Annotated in this window: 11 protein-coding genes and 1 pseudogene; 6 read left to right on the top strand and 6 right to left on the bottom strand. The window is 70.8% G+C overall.

What is annotated here, in order from left to right; translation table 11 throughout:
- The first annotated feature begins 627 nt into the window (after window positions 1-627).
- Window positions 628-2,589 (top strand): serine/threonine-protein kinase, encoded by a 1,962-nt coding sequence (locus tag NBZ85_RS10080; protein ID WP_261561851.1) that lies wholly within the window; start codon window positions 628-630, stop codon window positions 2,587-2,589.
- A gap of 58 nt (window positions 2,590-2,647) precedes the next feature.
- Here the strand turns inward: NBZ85_RS10080 and NBZ85_RS10075 are convergent, their stop codons facing one another.
- Window positions 2,648-3,778: a carboxylate-amine ligase gene (locus tag NBZ85_RS10075; RefSeq protein WP_261559018.1), complete on the bottom strand. Its 1,131-nt coding sequence runs from the start codon at window positions 3,776-3,778 to the stop codon at window positions 2,648-2,650.
- 796 nt (window positions 3,779-4,574) lie between these two features.
- Between NBZ85_RS10075 and NBZ85_RS10070 the strand changes: the two genes are divergently transcribed.
- On the top strand, window positions 4,575-6,794 hold the full coding sequence (locus tag NBZ85_RS10070) for an NADP-dependent isocitrate dehydrogenase (protein WP_261557035.1): 2,220 nt from the start codon (window positions 4,575-4,577) through the stop codon (window positions 6,792-6,794).
- Window positions 6,795-7,353: 559 nt separating this feature from the next.
- On the opposite strand, the gene NBZ85_RS10065 is transcribed toward NBZ85_RS10070, so the two are convergent.
- The 5 genes from NBZ85_RS10065 to NBZ85_RS10045 form a co-directional block, all read right to left on the bottom strand.
- The gene (locus NBZ85_RS10065; protein WP_261557033.1) at window positions 7,354-8,265 is read right to left on the bottom strand and encodes an LLM class F420-dependent oxidoreductase; all 912 of its coding nucleotides are present in this window, start codon (window positions 8,263-8,265) and stop codon (window positions 7,354-7,356) included.
- Between the two features lie 527 nt (window positions 8,266-8,792).
- Window positions 8,793-10,514, bottom strand: a complete 1,722-nt coding sequence (locus tag NBZ85_RS10060; RefSeq protein WP_261557030.1) for a helicase-related protein — start codon at window positions 10,512-10,514, stop codon at window positions 8,793-8,795.
- Window positions 10,515-10,563: 49 nt separating this feature from the next.
- A complete protein-coding gene (locus NBZ85_RS10055) occupies window positions 10,564-13,107 on the bottom strand; it encodes a hypothetical protein (RefSeq protein WP_261557028.1) in 2,544 nt (847 codons plus the stop codon).
- 123 nt (window positions 13,108-13,230) lie between these two features.
- On the bottom strand, window positions 13,231-13,536 hold the full coding sequence (locus NBZ85_RS10050) for a hypothetical protein (RefSeq protein ID WP_261557027.1): 306 nt from the start codon (window positions 13,534-13,536) through the stop codon (window positions 13,231-13,233).
- The gene (locus tag NBZ85_RS10045) at window positions 13,533-14,780 is read right to left on the bottom strand and encodes an AAA family ATPase (RefSeq protein ID WP_261561850.1); all 1,248 of its coding nucleotides are present in this window, start codon (window positions 14,778-14,780) and stop codon (window positions 13,533-13,535) included. The genes NBZ85_RS10050 and NBZ85_RS10045 overlap by 4 nt, the downstream gene beginning before the upstream one ends.
- A gap of 273 nt (window positions 14,781-15,053) precedes the next feature.
- Between NBZ85_RS10045 and NBZ85_RS10040 the strand changes: the two genes are divergently transcribed.
- The 4 genes and pseudogenes from NBZ85_RS10040 to NBZ85_RS10025 form a co-directional block, all read left to right on the top strand.
- Window positions 15,054-16,892 carry an N-6 DNA methylase gene (locus NBZ85_RS10040; RefSeq protein ID WP_261557020.1) on the top strand — a complete coding sequence of 613 codons (1,839 nt, stop codon included), beginning with the start codon at window positions 15,054-15,056 and terminating at the stop codon, window positions 16,890-16,892.
- A gap of 50 nt (window positions 16,893-16,942) precedes the next feature.
- Window positions 16,943-18,928 (top strand): type I restriction-modification system subunit M, encoded by a 1,986-nt coding sequence (locus NBZ85_RS10035; RefSeq protein WP_261557018.1) that lies wholly within the window; start codon window positions 16,943-16,945, stop codon window positions 18,926-18,928.
- On the top strand, window positions 18,925-20,154 hold the full coding sequence (locus NBZ85_RS10030) for a restriction endonuclease subunit S (RefSeq protein WP_261557016.1): 1,230 nt from the start codon (window positions 18,925-18,927) through the stop codon (window positions 20,152-20,154). The genes NBZ85_RS10035 and NBZ85_RS10030 overlap by 4 nt, the downstream gene beginning before the upstream one ends.
- Before the next feature lie 58 nt (window positions 20,155-20,212).
- Window positions 20,213-20,338: pseudogene (locus tag NBZ85_RS10025) on the top strand (GDP-mannose 4,6-dehydratase); the annotation flags it as partial.

The following is a 20,338-nucleotide window of genomic DNA, read 5'->3' as shown; positions in this document are numbered from 1 at the left end:
GCGCGGAACGTGGCGGCGCGTGCTTCGGCATGACCTCCACCTTGCTGCACGAGCGAGCCGCTGTACACCGCCGGCGCCGTCGCGGCGGTGCGGTTGTGGCGGTGCGGTTGTGGGAGCGCGGTTGTGGGAGCGCGACCAGGTCGTTGCCCAGCCATCACCATCGCCGGCGGCCGGGCGAACGGCATGTGCAGCCGGAATTATGAGGATCTCGGCGCGTTCGACGGGACCGGGTACCAGGGCGGGGACGGCTGGGCGCCGGCCCGTGCCCGCGGACCGGCCCGCCCGACCGGGGACAGCCCAGCACCGATGGGCACCCAGTCGGTGGGCCGCCGACCCACCGGGACCGGCCCGGCGGCGACGGGCGTGTCCGGTGACACCTGAAGTCCGCCGCTGCCGGCCTCCCGGCGTCCCGGCGTCCCGCGCCAGTTCCCACGCGTCCCCGCCGCGCCCGCGGCCGGCGGCGCGGCGTCCCGCGCAGTCGTGGTGGTGCCGTCCCGCACCGGCCCCGCGAGCAGATTGTGGAATTGTGGGGGAACTCTGCGCGTCATTTCACCCGTCATCCTGGTTTCCCCGTCAGAGGATGGGTATGGCGGTGAAGTCCTTGAGGATCGGGGGGCAGTGCGAGCGATGGCGACCGACCGCGCCGCGGGCCAGGAACGTCGGCTCGCTGGTCGCTACCGGCTCGGGCGGGTGCTCGGAAGCGGTGGCGGCGGCGTCGTCCGTGAGGGCGAGGACACCCTGCTGCGCCGACGGGTGGCCATCAAGGAGGTCCGGCGGCCGCCGGTCGCGTCCCCGGCCGAGCGGGCGGTGCTCAGCGAGCGGGTGCTGCGCGAGGCCCGCGCCGCCGCCCGGCTACGCCACCCCGGCCTGGTGACGGTCTACGACGTCTTCGACGCCGAGGACCACACGTGGATCGTCATGGAGTACGTCGACGGCGCCTCGCTCGCCGACCTCATCCGCGCCGCCGGCCGGCTGCCCGCGCTGGAGGTGGCCCGCGTCGGCGTCAGCCTCGCCTACGCCCTGGAGGCCGCCCACCGCGGCGGTGTCGTGCACCGCGACGTCAAGCCCGGCAACGTCCTCATCACCGCTGACGGGCAGGCGCGGCTCACCGACTTCGGCATCGCCGTCATGGAGGGGGATGCGACCCTGACCGAGGCGGGGATGCTCGTCGGCTCGCCTGCCTACATCGCCCCCGAGCGGGCCCGTGGCGCCCGCGTCGGCGCCGCCGGCGACGTGTGGGGGCTCGGCGCGACCCTGTTCACGGCGGTCGAGGGGGTGCCGCCGTTCGAGGGCGAAGGGCCGCTGGCCATTCTCGCGGCCGTGGTGGAGGACCGGCGCCGACCGTTCCAGCACAGCGGCCCCCTGCGTGGCGTCCTCACCGAGCTGCTCGACTCCGACCCGGCGCGGCGCCCGTCGCTGGCCGAGGCCCGCGGCCGGCTGCGCGAGATCGCCGACCGGCTGGAGGAGGCCGATCACACCCTCGGCGGGACGCTGGTGGAGATCCCGCAGCCCGACCTGGACGGCGCGGACCCGCCGCTGGCGGCGGACCGACCGGCGGCGGACCGGCCGCTGGCGGGTTCTGCAGCTCCGGCCGCGATCCCCACTCTGGCCGGCGCAGCCGAGGCCGAGGCGTCTCCCGAGCCGGCGGGTGAGCCCGCCTTCCCCGACCGGCCCGCCTCCCCTGGCCAGCCCGGCCAGCCCGGTCTCGCCGGTGCATTGCGCTCGGATGGTCTGCCTGGTTCCGCCGGCGAGTCTGGTCCGGTCGGTGGGTTCGGTGCCGAGAGCAGGCCCGACTCGCCGGGACCTGACGCGGACCGCCCGGCGCGTCGCCGGCGTGCGGCGCTGCTGGCCGGGGTCGCGGTGGCGGTGCTCGCCGCCGCGGCGGTCGTGCTCGGCCTGGTCCTCGCCAACGCTGGCTCGAAGCCGTCCCCGCCGGCCGCCGCCGCGACGTCGCAGCCCCCCGCTGCGGTGTCACGGGCACCGCGGGCGTCGGCGACACCCACCGTGAGCCCGAAGCCGGCCACGGCGACGCCCGCGGGCCGCCCGTCGCCGACGAGTACCGCTTCGACGCGGGCCGCCGGGACGCCGACGGCGCAGGTGGGCGACGATCTCGGCGCGCTCATCCCGGACACGACCGATCCCGCCGACGCCCCCGACGGCTACACCACCCATCGGGACGGCAGCGGATGGTCGGCGGCGCTGCCCGCCGGCTGGCGGATCTCCGCACGCGGTAACGGCAAGGTGACCGCCACCGCGCCGTCCGGCTACCCGGAACTGCTGATCGAGGTACAGCCGAAGGCGGGCCCTTCCGCCATCGGTGCCTGGTACGACCAGGAGCCGGAGGTCCGGCGGAGCTCCGCCGGCTACCGTCGGCTGTCCATCCGCCCCGCCGACGGCGGCGCCGGGACCAGCGCCGCGGTCTGGGAGTTCGCCTTCGCCTCCGGCGGGCGGACCATCCACGTCCTCGACTTCGGCGTGGTGCGCAACGGGCATGGCTACGGGCTGCGCTGGCGCGTCCCCGACGAGGACTGGGACGCCGCCCGCGGTCAGATGCGCACGATCGTCGCCTCGTTCCGCCCCGGCCCGTGAGCCGCCGGCCGGCGGGTGCCGGCCGGCATGCGGGTCCAGCGCCCCGCTCGGCGCCCGGTCAGGGGGAGGCCACCGCGATGGTCTCGCGGATGACGAGGTCGACGACATCGTTGATGCGGCCGCGGCGGGCGTAGGCGGCGCGCTGGCGGTCCGCGCCGGTGCCGCGGACGAACAGGTCGTCGACGAGGGCGGTGACCGCGTCGGCGTCGCCGGTCGCCGACAGCTCCACACCGACCCGTTCGACGAGCCGGTCGACCAGCGCCCGGGCGGGGACGAGCTCGCCGCGCTCGAGGTCGACGAGGTCACCGGACACCCCGTGGCGCGACGCCCGCCAGCCGGCGGCGCGCAGCAGTTCCGGGCGCACCTGCGGGGCCGGCTCGCCCGCCGCCCATTCCCGGGCCGCCGTCGACACCAGCGCCCGGGCCAGCGCGGCGAGCAGGACGGCGTCGTCGACGGACAGGCACACGTCGGCGACCCGCAGCTCCAGGGTCGGGTAGTGGTGCGACAACCGGGCGTCGAAGTAGATCATCCCGTCGTCCATGGCGGCCCCGGTCCGGATCAGCAGATCCACAGTCCTGTCGTACTCGGCGGGCGAACCGAACGCGCCGGTGGCGCCGGCAGTGGGCCAGCGCTGCCAGACCTGGGTGCGGTAGCTGGCGTAGCCGCTGTCGGCGCCCTGCCAGAACGGCGAGTTCGTGGTCATCGCGACCAGCACGGACAGCCACGGCCGGAGCCGGTCGAGCGCGCCGACGGCCTCCTCGCGCGAGTGCACCGCGACGTGCACGTGGCAGCCGCAGGTGAGCTGCTCGCGGGCGGTAAGCCCGAACTCCTGGTGCATCCGCTGGTAGCGCGGCTTCGGGGTGAGGGTCGGCCGGGTCGGCGTGGGGCAGGTCGCGGTGGCGGCGAGCGCCACCCCCTCGGCCTGCGCGGCCCGCGCCGCCGCGCGGCGCAGCTCCACCAGCGACCCGCGCAGCCCGGCGAGGTTGGTGTGCGGCGCCGAGCCGCTCTCGACCTGCTCGCGGGTCAGCTCGACGTCGAGATCCCCGCCGCCCGGCGCCCTGCCGGAGCCGTCGCGGTCCTCCCGGGACAGCACCTGCGCCGCGGCGGCGCGCACCGCACGCCGCTCGGGGTCGACGAGGACGAACTCCTCCTCGACGCCCACGGTCCGTACGCCATCGGTCGTCACCATCGTCTTTTTCCCCGGCCGTACCTGCGAAAACGGGGTCGGCGGCGAGTCTGCGAGCGCCCCCTCAGCCGTCGCAGTCGTCATGCCCGCCGCCCCTGCCGCGCGCGAGCACGAGGGGCGCGGCCGCACAGGCCGAGTTCTGGCAGGCCACCACGCCCCCGGTGACAAGCGGGACGGCGAGGGCGAGGGGCAGGCAGCCCTGTGCGCATACGATCAGTCCTCCGTCTCCTGCTTGCGGAACAGGGCGCGATGCAGGCCTACCGACATGATCAGCAGTCCGGTCGCCGTGATCGAACTGGCCCGCCCGGTTCGCCTGCGGACCCGGGCCGGCGAGGCCGGACGTGTCGGTGATGCCGGTCATGACGGTCGCTCTACCCCGCCCATACCGCCCCACCCAAACCGGCCGTGCGGCGAGTGGCGTGTACCGCCATCGCCGTTCCATGGCCTATCTCACACAGCCCGGGGGAGCCGGCGCTCGGGGCGGATCGGCACAAAGCGTGCCTGTGGCTCGAATGTGCCGCAGAGCCGGCCGTCTAGGGGGAGACCCAGGCGAACCGGGTGTCATACACTTCCCCGCGGCGACTCGCCGACCCCCACGGTGTCGATTCCGCGTTCCGGTCCGGTGGACGCGTTGACCTGCGTGTCCATTCGCGGCCTCCGCGGCCACCGTGCTGATCGTGACTATCCGGCACCGGCTCGTCGACGAGCACCCGACCGTACCCATCGCTGCGATCAAGGTAGCGGCGCTCACGCGGCATATCTTGATACCCAGACGGAGTAGACGTGAAGCGGAGTGCCGGTGACTGATTCGACGATCATCTATACCCACACGGACGAGGCCCCGGCCCTGGCCACGTACTCGTTCCTGCCGGTGGTGCAGGCGTACGCGGCGACGGCCGGTGTCCAGGTAGAGAGCCGCGACATCTCCCTGGCGGGGCGGATCATCGCCAGCTTCCCCGAGCATCTCGAACCCGGGCAGCGCATCGATGACGCGCTCGCCGAGCTCGGTGAGCTGGCGAAGACCCCCGGGGCGAACATCATCAAGCTGCCGAACGTCTCGGCGTCGATCCCGCAGCTGCGGGCGGCGGTCGCCGAGCTGCAGCAGCAGGGCTACGCGCTGCCGGACTACCCGGACGACCCGCGTACCGACGCCGAGCGTGAGATCCGCGCCCGCTACGACAGGATCAAGGGCAGCGCCGTCAACCCGGTGCTGCGCGAGGGTAACTCCGACCGCCGCGCCCCCGCCTCGGTGAAGGGCTACGCCCGAGCGCACCCGCACCGGATGGGCGCGTGGAGCGCGGAGTCGAAGACGAACGTCGCCACCATGGGCGCCGACGACTTCCGCTCCACCGAGAAGTCGGTGATCATCCCCGCGGACGACACCCTGCGCATCGAGCTGGCCGGGGACGACGGCAGCACCACCGTCCTGCTGCCGGCCCTGCCGGTGCTCGCCGGTGAGGTCGTCGACGCCGCCGTCCTGCGGGTCGCCGCGCTGCGCGAGTTCCTCACCGCGCAGATCGCCCGGGCCAAGGCCGAAGGCGTGCTGTTCTCCGTGCACCTCAAGGCCACGATGATGAAGGTCTCCGACCCGATCATCTTCGGCCACGCGGTCCGCGCCTTCTTCCCGAAGACGTTCGCCGCCTACGGCCAGGTGCTCGCCGCCGCCGGGCTGACCCCGAACGACGGCCTCGGCGGCATCCTCAAGGGTCTCGACGCGCTGCCCGACGGCGCGGCGATCAAGGCCTCGTTCGAGGCCGAGCTTGCCGAGGGCCCGGCCCTGGCGATGGTCGACTCCGACCGCGGCATCACCAACCTGCACGTGCCCAGCGACATCATCGTCGACGCCTCCATGCCCGCGATGATCCGCACCTCCGGCCACATGTGGGGCCCGGACGGCGCGGAGGCCGACACCCTTGCGGTGCTGCCGGACTCCAGCTACGCCGGCATCTACCAGGTCGTCCTCGACGACTGCCGCGCCCACGGCGCCTACGACCCGGCGACGATGGGCTCGGTGCCCAACGTCGGCCTCATGGCGCAGAAGGCCGAGGAGTACGGCAGCCACGACAAGACCTTCGAGGTCCAGACCACCGGCACTGTCCGCGTGCTCAACGCCGCCGGCGAAGCCGTGCTGGAGCAGGCCGTCGGCGCCGGCGACATCTTCCGCGCCTGCCAGACCAAGGACGCCCCCATCCGGGACTGGGTGAAGCTCGCCGTCACCCGCGCCCGCGCCACCGGCGACCCGGCGGTGTTCTGGCTCGACGCCACCCGCGCCCACGACGCCCGGCTGATCGAGAAGGTCCGGGCCTACCTGCCCGAGCACGACACGACGGGCCTGGAGATCCTCATCAAGTCCCCGGAGGAGGCGATCGCGTTCTCGCTGGAGCGGATCCGCCGCGGCGAGGACACCATCTCCGTCACCGGCAACGTGCTGCGTGACTACCTGACCGACCTGTTCCCCATCCTGGAGCTCGGCACGAGCGCCAAGATGCTCTCGGTCGTCCCGCTGATGAACGGCGGCGGCCTGTTCGAGACCGGCGCCGGCGGCTCCGCACCCAAGCACGTCCAGCAGCTGGTCAAGGAGAACTACCTGCGCTGGGACAGCCTCGGTGAGTTCCTCGCGCTCGCGGTGAGCTTCGAGCAGTTCGCGATTTCGACGGGGAACGCGCGGGCGAAGGTCCTCGCCGACACCCTCGACCGGGCGACCGCGACGTTCCTCAACGAGGACAAGTCCCCGGCGCGGCGCGTCGGCGGCATCGACAACCGCGGCAGCCACTTCTACCTGTCGCTGTACTGGGCCCAGGAGCTGGCCGCCCAGACCGACGACGCCGCCCTCGCCGAGGCCTTCGCCACCCTGGCGAAGACCCTCGCCGGCGAGGAGAAGACCATCACCGAGGAGCTGCTCGCCGTGCAGGGCTCTCCGGCCGACATCGGCGGCTACTACCAGCCAGACCCGGTCAAGGCCACCGCCGTCATGCGCCCGTCGAGGACCTTCAACGAGGCCCTCGCGCTTCTCAGCTAGGACCAGGCCGCTCCGGTCTGCTCGGCGGGACCGGTCTGCAGACCAAGGCCCTTCGTGGCATCACCACGCGCCGCCCGCCCGCCCACCAGGATGGGCGGGCGGGCGGCACCTCGAGGCCTGGGGCGCCGGACGTCTCGGTGACGCCGGACGTCTCGGTGAGAAGGTGGGGCCAGGGGGCCGCCGTGCCGCCTGGCCGGTCACCGCCGACGGCGGACGGTGTCCTGGACGGCAACGGGCGCGGTTCCCCGTCGCCTCCCGACAGCCCGCAGCCCACGATCCCGAAACCGAACGCGGCGACAGCAACAGCAGCCCGCTTCGCGTCTCCCCTTTTCGCGCGTCCCTGCACCCCAGGCAAAACCTATCCGCCGGCTGTGAAGTGGCCGACAGAAGGACCCGGATGGTCGTGCGGATCCGGGCGGAGAGCTCGAACGCCGAGGCGGGGGAGCCAGGAGAGCCAGCCGTTGGCGGGGGCGGCAGGCGGTGGGCTCACTCGTGGCGGCGGAGCGGCGGAGCGGCGGCGTTTCCTTACCCTAGGGGGTTCGGTGTCCGGTTCGTCTCCTCAGAGGTAGGTAGCGCCGAAGGCCTCGATGAACTCGAGTGACTCCTTGGGTGACCCGCCCGGCGCCGAGATGATCAGGTTAGTGACGCCGGCGTCGGCGAGCGTCTGGAACGCCTCGCGGTGACGGTCGGCCTCCTGGTCGGGGCGGTTGATGGTGGCGTCGAGGTAGGCCGGGGCGATGTCGAGCTGCGATCCGCGCTCGCCGGCCAGGTCACGCAGTTCGCGGATCTTCGCGGCCATGGCCTCGGTGGTCGCGAGCTGGGCGGTCCTGGTGGTGGTGAACAGCTCCGCCGGCCCCCCCAGCGGCATCCAGCCCTGGACCTTCTGCGCGACCCGGCGCAGGGTCAGCTTCGAGTTGCCACCGATCCAGATCGGGATCGGATCCTGCACCGGCCGGGGCCGGGCGATCACGTCACGCGCCGAGAAGTGCTTGCCGGTGTAGCTGAACGGGTCACCCTTCCAGTGCAGCGGCAGCACCTCGAGGGCCTCGTCGAACAGCTCGTTGCGTTCGTCGAAGTCGACGCCGAGGGCGAAGAACTCGGCCTTCTGGTAACCGGTGCCGACGCCGAGCGTGAGGCGGCCGTGGGAGATCTTGTCCAGGGTCGCGGCGGACTTCGCCAGCAGGAACGGGTTGCGGTAGGGAACCACAGCCAGGTAGGTCAGCAGCCGCAGGCGGGTGGTGACAGCGGCCGCGGCGCTGAGCGCGACGAACGGGTCGAGCGACTGGTGGCCGCCCGAGGCGAGCCAGCGGGCGCCGGGGATCGGATGCTCGGTGAAGGCGAACCCGTGGAAGCCGGCGGCCTCGGCGGCGGCGGCGAGCTCACCGACGTCACCGCTGTCGAGCAGATCGCCCTCGGTGCCGTTGGTCTCGGGATACTGGTACACAAACCGCAACGCGCTCTCCTCGTCCATTCGACTCGTCCACTCGACGTGTCCCGCACCACAGCCTGCTCTTTGTTGACGGTTGTGCCAAGCGATGCGCCAACTGGCTCGGCCGCCCTGCCCGGGCCAAGCCACTGTCGTGGACGCGAAGCAAGGCCATAGGATCACGCATCGTGCTGGCCGGGTGGCATCGTCGCCTGTCTCACCTCGCCGATCAGAAAGTCGAGCTCGACCCTCGCCTCGGGTACGCCGCTACGGGTCAGCAAGAAGATCTACACCTGGTATGCCGGCGACCACTGTGCCGACCGTGCATCCGAACCCGCCTTCGCGCAACGGCCGGTCGGGAACGATGACCAGGTAGGAACATGCGATCACCCTGGGTGTACGCGGAAACCGCCGGGCAGCGCCAGCCTCCCAGCGAACGGCTCGTTTCCGCGTTCGACCAGCAACACGCACATCTGGCGGTCCCGGATCGTCAAGATCACAAGATCCGCGGTGACGGTGACCTCCTGTCGGGCGCGGCTCATCTGTGCAAGGTACCGAGGCCGCACTGACGATCACGGCGGCCGTGTCGTCGCTACGTCGCGACGCCCAGCACCATCACTGATCATCATGGAGGTGGAGCCGAACCGGTTGCGGAACAGGGTGCCGTCGATGTCGTCACGGGCGATCTCCAGCGCCGCGGACGAGCCCTCGGCCAGGGCATACAACACCGACCGCCACACCGTGTCGTCGACGCCCACCGCCACCGTGCCATCGACGATGATCTCCAGGACGTCCGTCTGGTACTTGTGCGCGAGCGAGAGTGCTTCGAGCGGCCCGCTGCAGGCCTGGCCCGTCGTCGGCCGGTGGTGCGCCTGACTGCCGGCGGCGGCCAGCGGCCGGCCGTAACCGCACCACTTGCAGATGAGGTAGCCGGACCCGCCCGGCCCGTCGTTGAGGCTGACCAACTCGCCGCGTGCGCCCGCCCGTGCGTACACGGTCCCACCGGCGAGGTCGATCTTGTACTCGTCGATCTCCGCGCCGGGCGAGACGACATGGGTGCCGTCATGCCAGGACCGTCGAGGCGGGGTGGTACCCGGCCGGCCTGGCTCGCGGTCCGCGACGAACCCGTAGATCGGCATGGTGTACCGCCGCGACGCTCCGGCCAGGGGCGTTCCACATCGCGGGCAGACCGGATCCAGATCCTCGATGCCGTCCCGGAAATGTTCGCAGCCGGCGCAGATGGAGTAGTTGCGCCTTTCCAGCTCGCGGTTCGGCAGCCGGTACACACCGCCGGATCGCCACAGCAGCCCGCCGGCGACGATTTCCGCCCCGGGCGCGTACTCGTAGACCGCGGTGGTCAGGTCACGGGACAGCTCGATCTGGCTCGCCGCCGGCGTGCCGATATGGGAGACACGCAGGTCGACCGTGTCCACCGGGAATCCGTACTTCGGCAGCACATTGCGGTTCGCGAGCAGGCCGATGAGGTCACGTTCCGCCAACGTCCTGATCACGCGTCCGTAGGTGGCGGCGACGGAGTCCTTGCGGTCCTCGAACGCCTTGCGCCGCATCTGCTCGTACGTCGCGATGTCCTGGGCGTACTCGGCCAGCACCTCGGTCAACAGCCGGTCGAGTTCGTCGATCCAGGCGCCGTCCGTGATGCCGAGCTCCTCGCGTTCGGCCTCCGACGGGATGACCGCGGCGAGCGAGTACGCGACGGCGGCCGGCAGCGGTCGTAGGAAGGGCCCGACGAGGGTCGCGGGCACAATCTCGGTGGCGTCCGGGGAGAAGAACTCGCCGGCCTTGCGCCAGACGGTTCCGAAGGTGTCGAACTGATACCGAAAGAATGCGGCCAGCGCGACCGAATGGACGTGCCGGCGGTCGATGCGCGGGTTGCCGAGCGGGACCAGCGGCGCGCGCACCTTACCCGCGATCATGTTCTCCGGCTCGGCGAAGCGGGCCAGGTCGTGCGAACGCCGCTGGGCGTAGGTGACCACGAGCGCCGCCGAGTCGGTGCGTCGACCGGCCCGGCCGGCCCGCTGCACGTAGTTGGCGGTGGTCGGGGGCATGTTGCGCAGCACGACTGTCTGCAGCTCGCCGACGTCCACCCCCAGCTCGAATGTCGTGGAGCAGGACAGTGCGTTGACCCGGCCGGCGATGAAGTCCTGCTGGATCTCGGCGGCCCGGTCGCTGCGCCACTGCGCGGTGTGCTCCATGACCTTCAGCGGCACCGGCTCCATCGTCCGGTACAGCGTCCGGTAGTGGTGATCGTCGACGTCGGCGGGGGCAGGTGCCACTCGGCCAGCTCGCCGGCGCAGTTCAGGGTGAGGCAGATCCCCGCGACGTTCACCGCGGTGACGGTGCGGCATCGCCCGCACTCCCACATCCGGTCGTCGGGGGTGACCAGGCGCGGGACGAGCCGCTCGTGGTTGAGCTGGTACACCACGCCGAGGCCGGGCGGGGTGACGGCGGTGAGCCATCGATCCCGGGGATCGCGCGCCCTCGGGTCGTTCGCGAGCATGGTCCACAGACCGTCGAGGAGCTGGACCGGGTCACCGGTGCGTCCCAGCGCCGCCAGCACCCGCCCCAGGTAGTCCACCCGCCGGTTGATGCCGCGGCCGGATCGACCGCCAGCAGCGCGGCTGCGGCTGGCCGGGCGTCCCGGGGAATTCCGAGCCGCCGCAAGTCTTCCGCGACCCGGTACAGCCGCAACGCGGCGTCCGCGGCACCGGGGAACCGGGGCGGGCCGCCCCGACCGGCGAGGTAGGCGCTCAACCCGACCTCGGCTGCGGTCGAACCCATCGCCTCCGGTGGAGGCTGCCAGGACCGGTCGCGCAGCAGGTACACGTCGTCGCGGTCTCGGGGGTCGGGCCAGTCCGGCCAGTCGACCGGTACCCAGGGATCGTCGAGCCGGAGCATCACGAGCAGCGGTCCCGCATCGTGCAACTCGGCTGGCAGCGGCGCTGCACCGCCCGAAGCGTCCAGCTCCACCCGCACGGGCGGACGCCAGGGCGCACAGAGCTGATAGCACCCCGCCACCACACCGGTGATACCGGCGAAGCCGTGCGCGCGCAGCGCCTCGGCGCGGGTCGTCCGTCCCGACTCCTCCTCGATCGGCTCGACTTCGATCGGCTCGGCCCCGATGGGATCGATCTGGACACCGGACGCGAGTCGGCGCGGGGAGTAGGAGATGACTGGGATCCACACCCCGTCCAGATCGACGTCGACGACCGCGCGACGGTGGGCCGCGACGGTGTCGGCCAGCCGAGCGAGGTCGAATCGGGCGACCATCGCCTGCCGGTCCCGGGTAGGCCGGACCCGCTGTAGCTCGCGGTCACCAACGCGGACGACCAGCTCGGCATGCATCGCCGCCGGTATCTGGACGAGCAGCTCGCCCCGGGCGTCGGTCTCGGCGTGCAGTCGCAGCGGCTGGTAGGACCATGTGCTCCGGGCGCCGGGGACGACACGCCGCACCGCCATGTGCGGCGCGCTGACCAGCAACTGCCGACTGTGGCCGTGCACCGAGACGGTCACGTGCGCAGCGACCTCGTGACCGCGCAGCGCGATTCTCTTCGGTGACACGGCGGGATGTCCGACGCCGGCACCGTCGGACGCCCAGCGGACGGTCATCCCGGCAGGCGCCAGTCCGCCCGGGCCCATCTCCCGCCAGGGCGGGTCGCTGTGCACGACGAGCCCCTCGGCCAGCTCGACGGTGCGAGTCAGGCCGCGGCCGAGCGGGCCGCGGACGGTGATCTCATAGGCACCGAGCAGTGGGCGGGGGAGACCGACCCAGGGATCGACCCACCGGACATCGAGCCCGTCCCGACCGGCTCCGGCGATCTCGCCGCCGTCATGAAGGTCTTCGGGGCCGTCATCGCCCACCGTGATGTCCTGGCCCGAGAGCGTCTCCAGCGCACTCGGACGGCGTACCCGGACGGCCCAGGAGACCGGGGTGTCCTCGACGGATAGCGACAGCCGCGGCGGGACGCTCAGGACGGGCGCGCCCAGCATGGTCGTCGCGTCGCGGTGCGGCGCCGACAGCTCCAGGTAGGCGCGCCGCGCCGTGTGCACCGGGCGCAGCCGGGCTGCGTAGCCGATCGCTGTGACCGCGGTGAGATCGACGTGGCGCAGCAGCCAGCCGGTCCACCCGTAGGGCGGGGGCACGTCCGCGAGCTCGCGGGGCGCGTGGCCGGTCGTCTGCAGGTCCTGACCGGCGAACTCCTCGGGACGCGGGTGGAGCAGCCACACCGGTCCCGACGGCAGCGATTCTCCCGGGCCGACCGCGACGCCGTCCTCGGCGAAGACGAGCAGCGGATCGTCCTTGTCGACCAGCGGGACCTCGTAGCGCAGCGGCGAGTCGTCGAGGCGCACGTCGATTGATCGGACCGGCCGGTTCAGCGGAAAGACCGTCTCGGCGCCGCCCGGCCAGATCGACTGCGTGCGCACCCGGTTCACGACGGCGTCGGCGGTCACCGTCCAGACCGCGCGGCCGTCCGGTGCCTCGCCGACCGGCGGCAGCCAGAGGACGACTCCGTTGTTATAGGGGTCGATCCGAATCTGGGGACGCTCGGCCCGGACCGATGGCAGGCCCGCCTCATCGCAGTCGTCGTCTCGCCCCGGCCCTGCGCTGCCCTGGCTACGGCCACCGCCATACGTCGCCGACGAGTACCGCGCCGCCCGAACGGATGTCAGGTCCAGCTCGGCCAGCTCGGCCAGCTCGGCCAGCCGCAGCGCTTCGTCGACGATTCGGCGCGGCAGGCCCAGGTCCGTCGGGTCCAGGCTCGAGCGGTTCGGTAGAGCGAGCCAGTCGATCAGGTCGAGGCAGCGGTCCACGAAGTCTGCGGCGTAAGCACCGCCCTGGCGCAGAAAGCGCAACACCGGCTTGTCCACGGCGATGTCGTGCTCGGCTGCCGTGTCGCTCCCTCTCGAAGTGGTCGGCGGGACATAATCGGCGGATCCACCGGCGCCCCCCTGGCAGTGCCGGTGGATCCGCGGCTCATCGGCAGGGTCGACTCACGGAGTGAGGCGGTTGGCCAGGGCGGCGATCTCCTGACGCCAGGCGCGGACCTGGGCGTGGGTGGGGCCCATCTCGTACTGGTGGTAGTGGCAGCCGAGGCAGACGTGGGTCCAGACGGCGGTTGCTCGTCGAGCCGTCTCCGGTGCGGCGTAGCCGCGCAGGCAGAGCAGCTTGGCGCGCATGCTGGTGCGGGGCAGGCCGGGGAGCGCAGCCTCGAGGGCCTGGTCGACGGCGATCTCCAGCGCGGTGCGCAGGGCGAGGGATGCGCCGATCGAAGCTCCAGCGCCGTGGGCGACGGTCATGAGGTGATTGCCTGCGGCACGCGCCCCAGGCATTCCAGACCTCGGCCAACGCGGCGGGCAGGCGTGCGGGGATCTGGATCAGACCGCGCGCCGTCTGGTCGGCCAGGCGCAGCTCGCTGCGTGCGTCCTCGGCGGCCTTGCCCTCCCGCCGCAGTGCGGCGATCTGCTCGGCCGCCCGTGCGGCCCAGCCGTCGTCGAGAACCTGGTCGGTCCCGCAGACCGGGCAGGACTGCTCGCCGCTGTGCCGGCTGCGGTGCGCCAGGGCGCGGGCCAGCAGGTCGGCGCGCTAGCTCCTCCAGGGCCGCGAGGCCCGCCGCCCTGGGCGCGTCGAGAGCCCCCACCGCGCGCAGCGCGCGGTCCTCGTCCGGCAGCTCCCAGAGGGCCTCCCTGAGCCCGGCCACCTCGTCCTTGACGCTGTTCTCCGCGCTGCGCAGCTGGCTCTCCTGCGCCTGCAGGCGGCCGTCGGCCGCGGCGAGGTAGCCGAGGCCGAGGATCACGTTGACCGCGTCGTACAGCTGCGCCGAACTTCCGTTGATCATGCGGTCGAGGTCGAGGTAGGACAGGAACGGCCGGTAGTCCGTCAGCGCCTGCACCCAGCCCGCCTCGTCTGCGGGCACCGTGCCGTGGCCGGGCCGCTTCAGCTCGCCGGCGGAGTCGTTGAAGTCCTCGCCGTTCCAGGCCCGGGTGAGAGTGCTGCGGCCGGTGTCGCCGTCGATAGCGAGCTTGATCTCGATCCGGGGCTGCGCGCCGTCGTGCAGGTTGCGCCAGGCGCCACGGCGATCGGGCTTCTGCCGTTCCCACCGGGCGTTCGTGCCGGTGAACGCGGTCTCGACGCCCTCGGCGATGCTTGACTTCCCCGAGCCGTTGCGGCCCACGATCAGGTTCACGCCGGGCCCGGGGGCGAGGCGCAGGTGGGTGGAGGCGCCGATGCCGCGGTACCCGGCGACAGTGATGAAGTCGAGGTAGACCCGGCCGATTGTGGCCGGCGCCGGGGCGTCCGCGGAGTCCAGCGCATCCTGGAGTAGCGCTCGTACCGGCTGCTGCAGGCTGGCCTGCGACAGTCGGGTCGCCACCAGCTCGGCGCTCGGTCGGGCCTGGTCGTTCGGTCGGGCCTGGTCGTTCGGTCGGGCCTGGTCATTGCGCCCTGGGCTGGCAGGGCCGGCCGGGTCGGCTGGGTGGGCTGGGACTGGCGGTTCGGGCTGGTCGGATAGGTCGGGCAGTTCGGGCTGTTCGATCTGGGCCAAGGTGGCTCCCCGAGGCCCGGGTGGTGCGGCCGACAAGGACGGCATCGCCGCCGCGCGGGGCGGTGATCCCTGGGAGATGGGCCCGGCCGAACCGCTGCCCACTCCCGGGGCGCGACGGTCAGGACCTGCACGTGGCGCGGTCGAGTAGCGCCTAATCGTGACTCTAGGGGCGATCCGATGACCAAGTCAAGCGTATGCATCGCATTTGTGAACAGTGGCGCCACTGTACACAGGTGCTTGATGGGTAGATAATTGGCCCTGTATGGTGCCGGTGTGAACATAGCTGAGCAGGACGAGGTGACGTCGGCCGCCATCGCGCGGCGGGCTGGCGTCGGCCGTGCTGCCGTGTCCAACTGGCGCCGGCGCCACGAGGACTTCCCGAAGCCGGTGGGCGGTGGTGCCGCCAACCCGACCTACTCCTGGGCCCAGGTCCGGGACTGGCTGAAGATCACCGGTCGGGCCGACCAGCTGGCGATGTTCGGGCAGACCGAGACCGGCACGCAGGCGATCGGGGGCCGCGCCACGGCCCGGGGGTCTCGGCCCGACGAGGCGGTCGAAGCCGAGTCGGCCGTCACCAGCCTGCCGTCCGGCGAACTCCTCGCCCGCGTGATCGCTTCGCTGCTACCTCCCGCCACGGCCGCCGGCGACGGTGACGCGACGGGCGGCGATCATGACGACGAGCGGGACGACGAGCAGGAGGGCGCGGGCGCTGGAGACCTCGGCCTCGACCTCGGCCTCGACGGCGTCGATCTGCCCGCGGTGCTCGACCCGGCCTGTGCCGGCGGTGCGCTGCTGCTGGCCGTCGCGGACCGGTTCGACAACCGGGTCCGGCTGCTCGGTCAGGAGATCGACGAGCCGGCCACCTCGAAGGCAGCGCTGAACCTGCGCGGCCACCCGACGGCCGGGCCGTATGAGATCCACGTCGGCGACTCGCTGCGGGCGAACCGGTTCGTCGGCCTGTTGGGGCGGGTGGCGGCCGTGGTGTGCGAGCCGCCGTTCGACCAGCCCGGGTGGCCCGCGGACGAGCTGACGACCGACCGTCGCTGGGAGTTCGGGATCCCGGCGCCGCGCGACGGTGAGCTGGCGTGGGCGCAGCACTGCTACGCCCATCTGCGCCCGCACGGCACCGCCGTCGTCGTCGTGACGCCGCGGACCTGCGTGTCCCCGTCCGGCCAGTCGATCCGGGAGGAGATGGTCCGCTCCGGCGCGCTGCGGGCGGTGATCGCGCTGCCGCCCGGGATGAGCTCGCTGGCCGACACCGACGTCTGCCTGTGGGTGCTGCGCCGCCCGTACGGGGACGTCGACGACGGTTCGGTCATCATGATCGACCTGTCGGGCGTCGCGGACAGGGGCGACGTGCCGCAGCAGTACTCGGTCTGGCGGCGGCTGTTCCGCGAGGCCGAAGCCGTCCCGGCGTCCCCGGGGCAGGTCCGGCCCGGGCAGGCGGACCCCGGCCCGGCCGTGTCCCGAGCGGTGCCGCGGCTTCGCCTGCTGGACGGCAACGCCAACCTGCTGCCCTCCCGCTACGTCACGACCGAGGCTAGGCCCAGCGCCGACGACCTCGCCGAGGTCACCGACCGGCTCACGGCGCTGTACGCGCGGATCGGAGCCGCCTGCCTGCCGCGTTTCGCGCCCGCCGACCCGCGGACGCCGCACGCCTACGTGACGATCGCCGAACTGGAGCGGACCGGCGCGCTGACGATCCGCTCCCGGGACACGACTCCGCGCCCTGGCGACGTGCTGGTGCGCACGCTGGGCCGGCCGCCCGTGGTGGCGACCGGCGCCGAGCCCGCCGACGCCCGGGTCGCGCACGTCGTCGAGCTGAACGCGGACCGCCTCGACGCCCACTTCGTCGCGACGTTTCTCGGTGTCGACGCGCAGGCGCTGCCGGTGGCGAACACGCTCGGCGCGCTCAGCCGCGAGGACCTGCGCCGCTGCCGAATCCCGCGGATGTCGCTGCCCGAGCAGCGCCGCTACGGCGCCGAGTTCCACCGACTGGCCGAACTCCAGGACGCCCTGTCCACGCTCGCCCGGCTCAGCGCCACAGTGATCGAGCAGACTGTGAACGGCCTGACCACCGGCACCCTCGCCCCGCGCCCGCGCGCCCTCTGACGTACCGATCACCCAACGCTGCGCTGACGCACGACGGAGAAGGAGACCCTGTGACCGCGGGACCCAGTCACTCGAAGATAGCCGCCGACATCTGGGCCGTGGCCGACCTGCTGCGCGGCGACTACCGGCGCCACGAGTACGGCGGGGTGGTCCTGCCGTTCACCCTGCTCCGCCGCTTGGAGGCGGTCATGGCATCGACCCGTGAAGCGGTCTGGGAGCGGGATGCGGAGCTGCAGATCGACAACAGGCGGCGCCTGCTGGAGATCGCGGCGAAGTTGCCCTTCTACAACACCTCGCAGCAGACCTTCGCGACGATCGTCGCCGACGACAAGAACGTGGCGAAGAATCTCCGGGACTATGTCAACGGCTTCTCGCCGAACGTCCGCGAGGTGCTGGAGCGATTCGACCTGAACAACGGGATCACCAGGCTCGCCAGCGCCAAGATCCTGTACCAGATTGTCGGTCGTTTCGCCACGATGGACCTGGGTAGCCTCAGTAGTCACGATATGGGCTACGTGTTCGAGCACCTCATCCGCAAGTTCGCGGAGAACTCGAACGAGACCGCCGGCGAGCACTTCACTCCGCGTGAAGTTATCAAGCTGATGGTGAACCTACTCATCGTCCCGGATGCTGACGCCGGCACCGGCGTCGGCCAGGTCATCAATGTCTATGACCCGGCCTGCGGAACTGGCGGCATGTTGACTGCCGCCGAGGACCACATCAAATCGCAAAAAAGAGACGCCCAGGTCTACCTGTTCGGCCAGGAGCTCAATCCCGAGTCGTGGGCGATCTGCCAGTCGGAGATGCTGCTGCGAAGCCAGCGCGGCGACATCCAGCTTGGCAACTCCTTCAGCCAGGACCGCTTCGCTGGTCGCCGCTTCGACTACATGCTGGCCAACCCCCCGTTCGGGGTGGAGTGGAAGAAGGTCAGGGAAGACGTCGAGAGCGAGGCCAAACTCGGCCATGCCGGTCGGTTCGGCGCCGGCCTCCCACGGATCAATGACGGTTCGTTCCTGTTCCTCCAACACATGATCTCCAAGATGGAGCGCGTCGAGGGCAAGGCCAAGGGCTCTCGCCTGGGGATCGTTTTCAACGGCTCCCCGCTGTTCACCGGTACCGCCGAGTCCGGCGAGTCGAATATCCGTCGGTGGATCCTGGAGAACGACTGGCTGGAGGGCATCGTCGCTCTGCCCGACCAGCTCTTCTACAACACCGGGATCTCCACCTACTTCTGGATCCTGTCGAATCGCAAGGCTGCCAAGCTCGCCGGCAAGGTGATCCTGCTCGACGCCCGCGACCAGTGGGAGAAGATGCGCAAGTCCCTCGGCGACAAGCGCAAGATGATCAGCGACACCCAGATCGAGCACATGACGAAGTTGTATGAACGTGCTGTCGAGGTCGCCGCGGATCCGGATGATTACGATCACGGCAAGGTAAAGATCTTCGGGACGCGGGATTTCGGCTTTCACCGCATCACCGTCGAGCGCCCGCTGAAGCAACGTTTCGAGATCACTGAGGACACGCTCGTCGCGCTGGAGAACGCCAAGGCGCTGGCTCGATGGGACGGCCGGGACGCGCTGGTCGCCGCGCTGCGCGGCGCGGTCGGCGCGGTCGGTTCGGTCTGGTGGACCAAAGACGAGGCTTCCGCGGCGCTGCGTGACGCCGCCAAGGCGGCCGGCGCCGGCCTGCCTGGCACCGCCGCGCAGCTCAAGGCCCTCTGGGGAACGGTTGCGGTCGTCGACCCCGCCGGAGAGGTCCAGAAGGCGAACGACGGCACCCCGCTACCGGACCCGGATCTGCGCGACTTCGAGAACGTCCCCCTCGACGAGGACATCGAGACCTACTTCGCCCGCGAGGTCACCCCCCACGTCCCCGACGCCTGGATCGACCACGCGAAGACCAAGGTCGGCTACGAGATTCCCATCACCCGCCACTTCTACGTCTACGCCCCCCCGAGGCCGCTCGCCGAGATCGACGCCGAACTTCGCGACCTCGAGTCCCAGATCCAGAAGCTTCTCGGCGAGGTGACCGGGTGAGGCTAAAAGATATCGGATTCATTAATCGCCACATACTTCCGGAGTCGACAAGTCCTGACTACTCATTTAAGTATGTCGATATCTCGGCAGTGAACTCCAGCGGGCGGGTGGTGGCCCCCGATGACTGGACGCGATTCGACTCCGCTCCCTCGCGGGCACGCCGGCTTGCGCCCGAAGGCAGCACAATCGTGTCGACCGTGCGCACCTATCTGCGGGCAGTTGCCCGAGTTCCGAGAACGGACGAGAATCTTGTCTTCTCGACCGGTTTCGCAGTCATTGAGCCAAGAGAATCTGTTGACGGACGCTTCCTGGCCTATGCATGCCAATCCACGACATTCATCGATGAGGTCGTGGCGCGCTCGGTAGGGGTGAGTTACCCGGCGATCAACCCGAACGACCTGGGCTCTGTTGCGGTGGATGTCCCCTCCCTGGACGAACAGGTCCGTGTCGCCGACTTCCTTGACGCCGAGACTGAATCCATCGATCAGATCAAGAGGCTGCGTAGCCGGCAACTGGAGACCCTCAATCTGAGGCGGTGGTCCTTCTTTCAGGAAATTCTGAATCACTCGGGATCCGACATCCTGCCACTGCGCCGAATTCTCCACTCTGTCACCGACGGTCCATTCGGGAGTGCGTTCAGCAGTTCGGATTATGTTGACGAGGGTGCCGCCGTCGTGCGACTCGGAAACATAGGCTTCAACGAGTACCGAGCGGCGCAGCAGGCGAGGATCCCCATCGCCATGTACCGAGATTTTCGCAAGCATGAAGTATGCGAAGGTGACATTTTGATCGCCGGCTTGGGTGACCCGCGCAACCATGCGGGGCGTGCATGCACTGCGCCGGACCTGGGGCCGGCCATTGTGAAGGGAAAGTGCTTCCGGGCAAGAACAGATCCGAGTGTCACCTCCGCCGAGTTTCTCGCGCTACTTCTGTCGTCGCCTCTCGGGGCGGCCGCTCTTGAATCTCGAGGCTCGACTCGCTCGATGATCAATCTCGAGATCGTGAAGTCCGCCATGCTGCCGATTCCCAGTTATGATCTTCAGCTTTTCATTGTCAATGAGATGAGTCGATTCTGGCGGTCCGCGCTGGCGGCGATCGAGGCGTCCAACCGGCAGCTCGTACTTCTCGATGCGCGGCGGCAAGCGCTGATTACGGCTGCTGTGACTGGCCAGCTTGATGTCACGACTGCGCGCAGTCTGATGTCTACTGGAGATGTCACCGCATGACCCCGTCGGCGCTTTTTGAAAATGCGTTCGAGGCGCGGGTGGAGTTGGAGTTGCTGGCGCGGGGGATTATGTGGAGGCGATGTGGCGGATGTTGCAGCAGGACACCCCGGATGACTATGTGGTGGCGACGGGGGTGACGCATAGTATTCGGGAGTTGTTGGATACGGCGTTCGGGCGGGTGGGG

It is taken from the genome of Frankia tisae (assembly GCF_025403405.1).
Classification (GTDB): domain Bacteria; phylum Actinomycetota; class Actinomycetes; order Frankiales; family Frankiaceae; genus Frankia; species Frankia tisai.
Note: the sequence above shows the minus strand (reverse complement) of the source record. Positions and strands in the feature narration are given on the sequence as shown.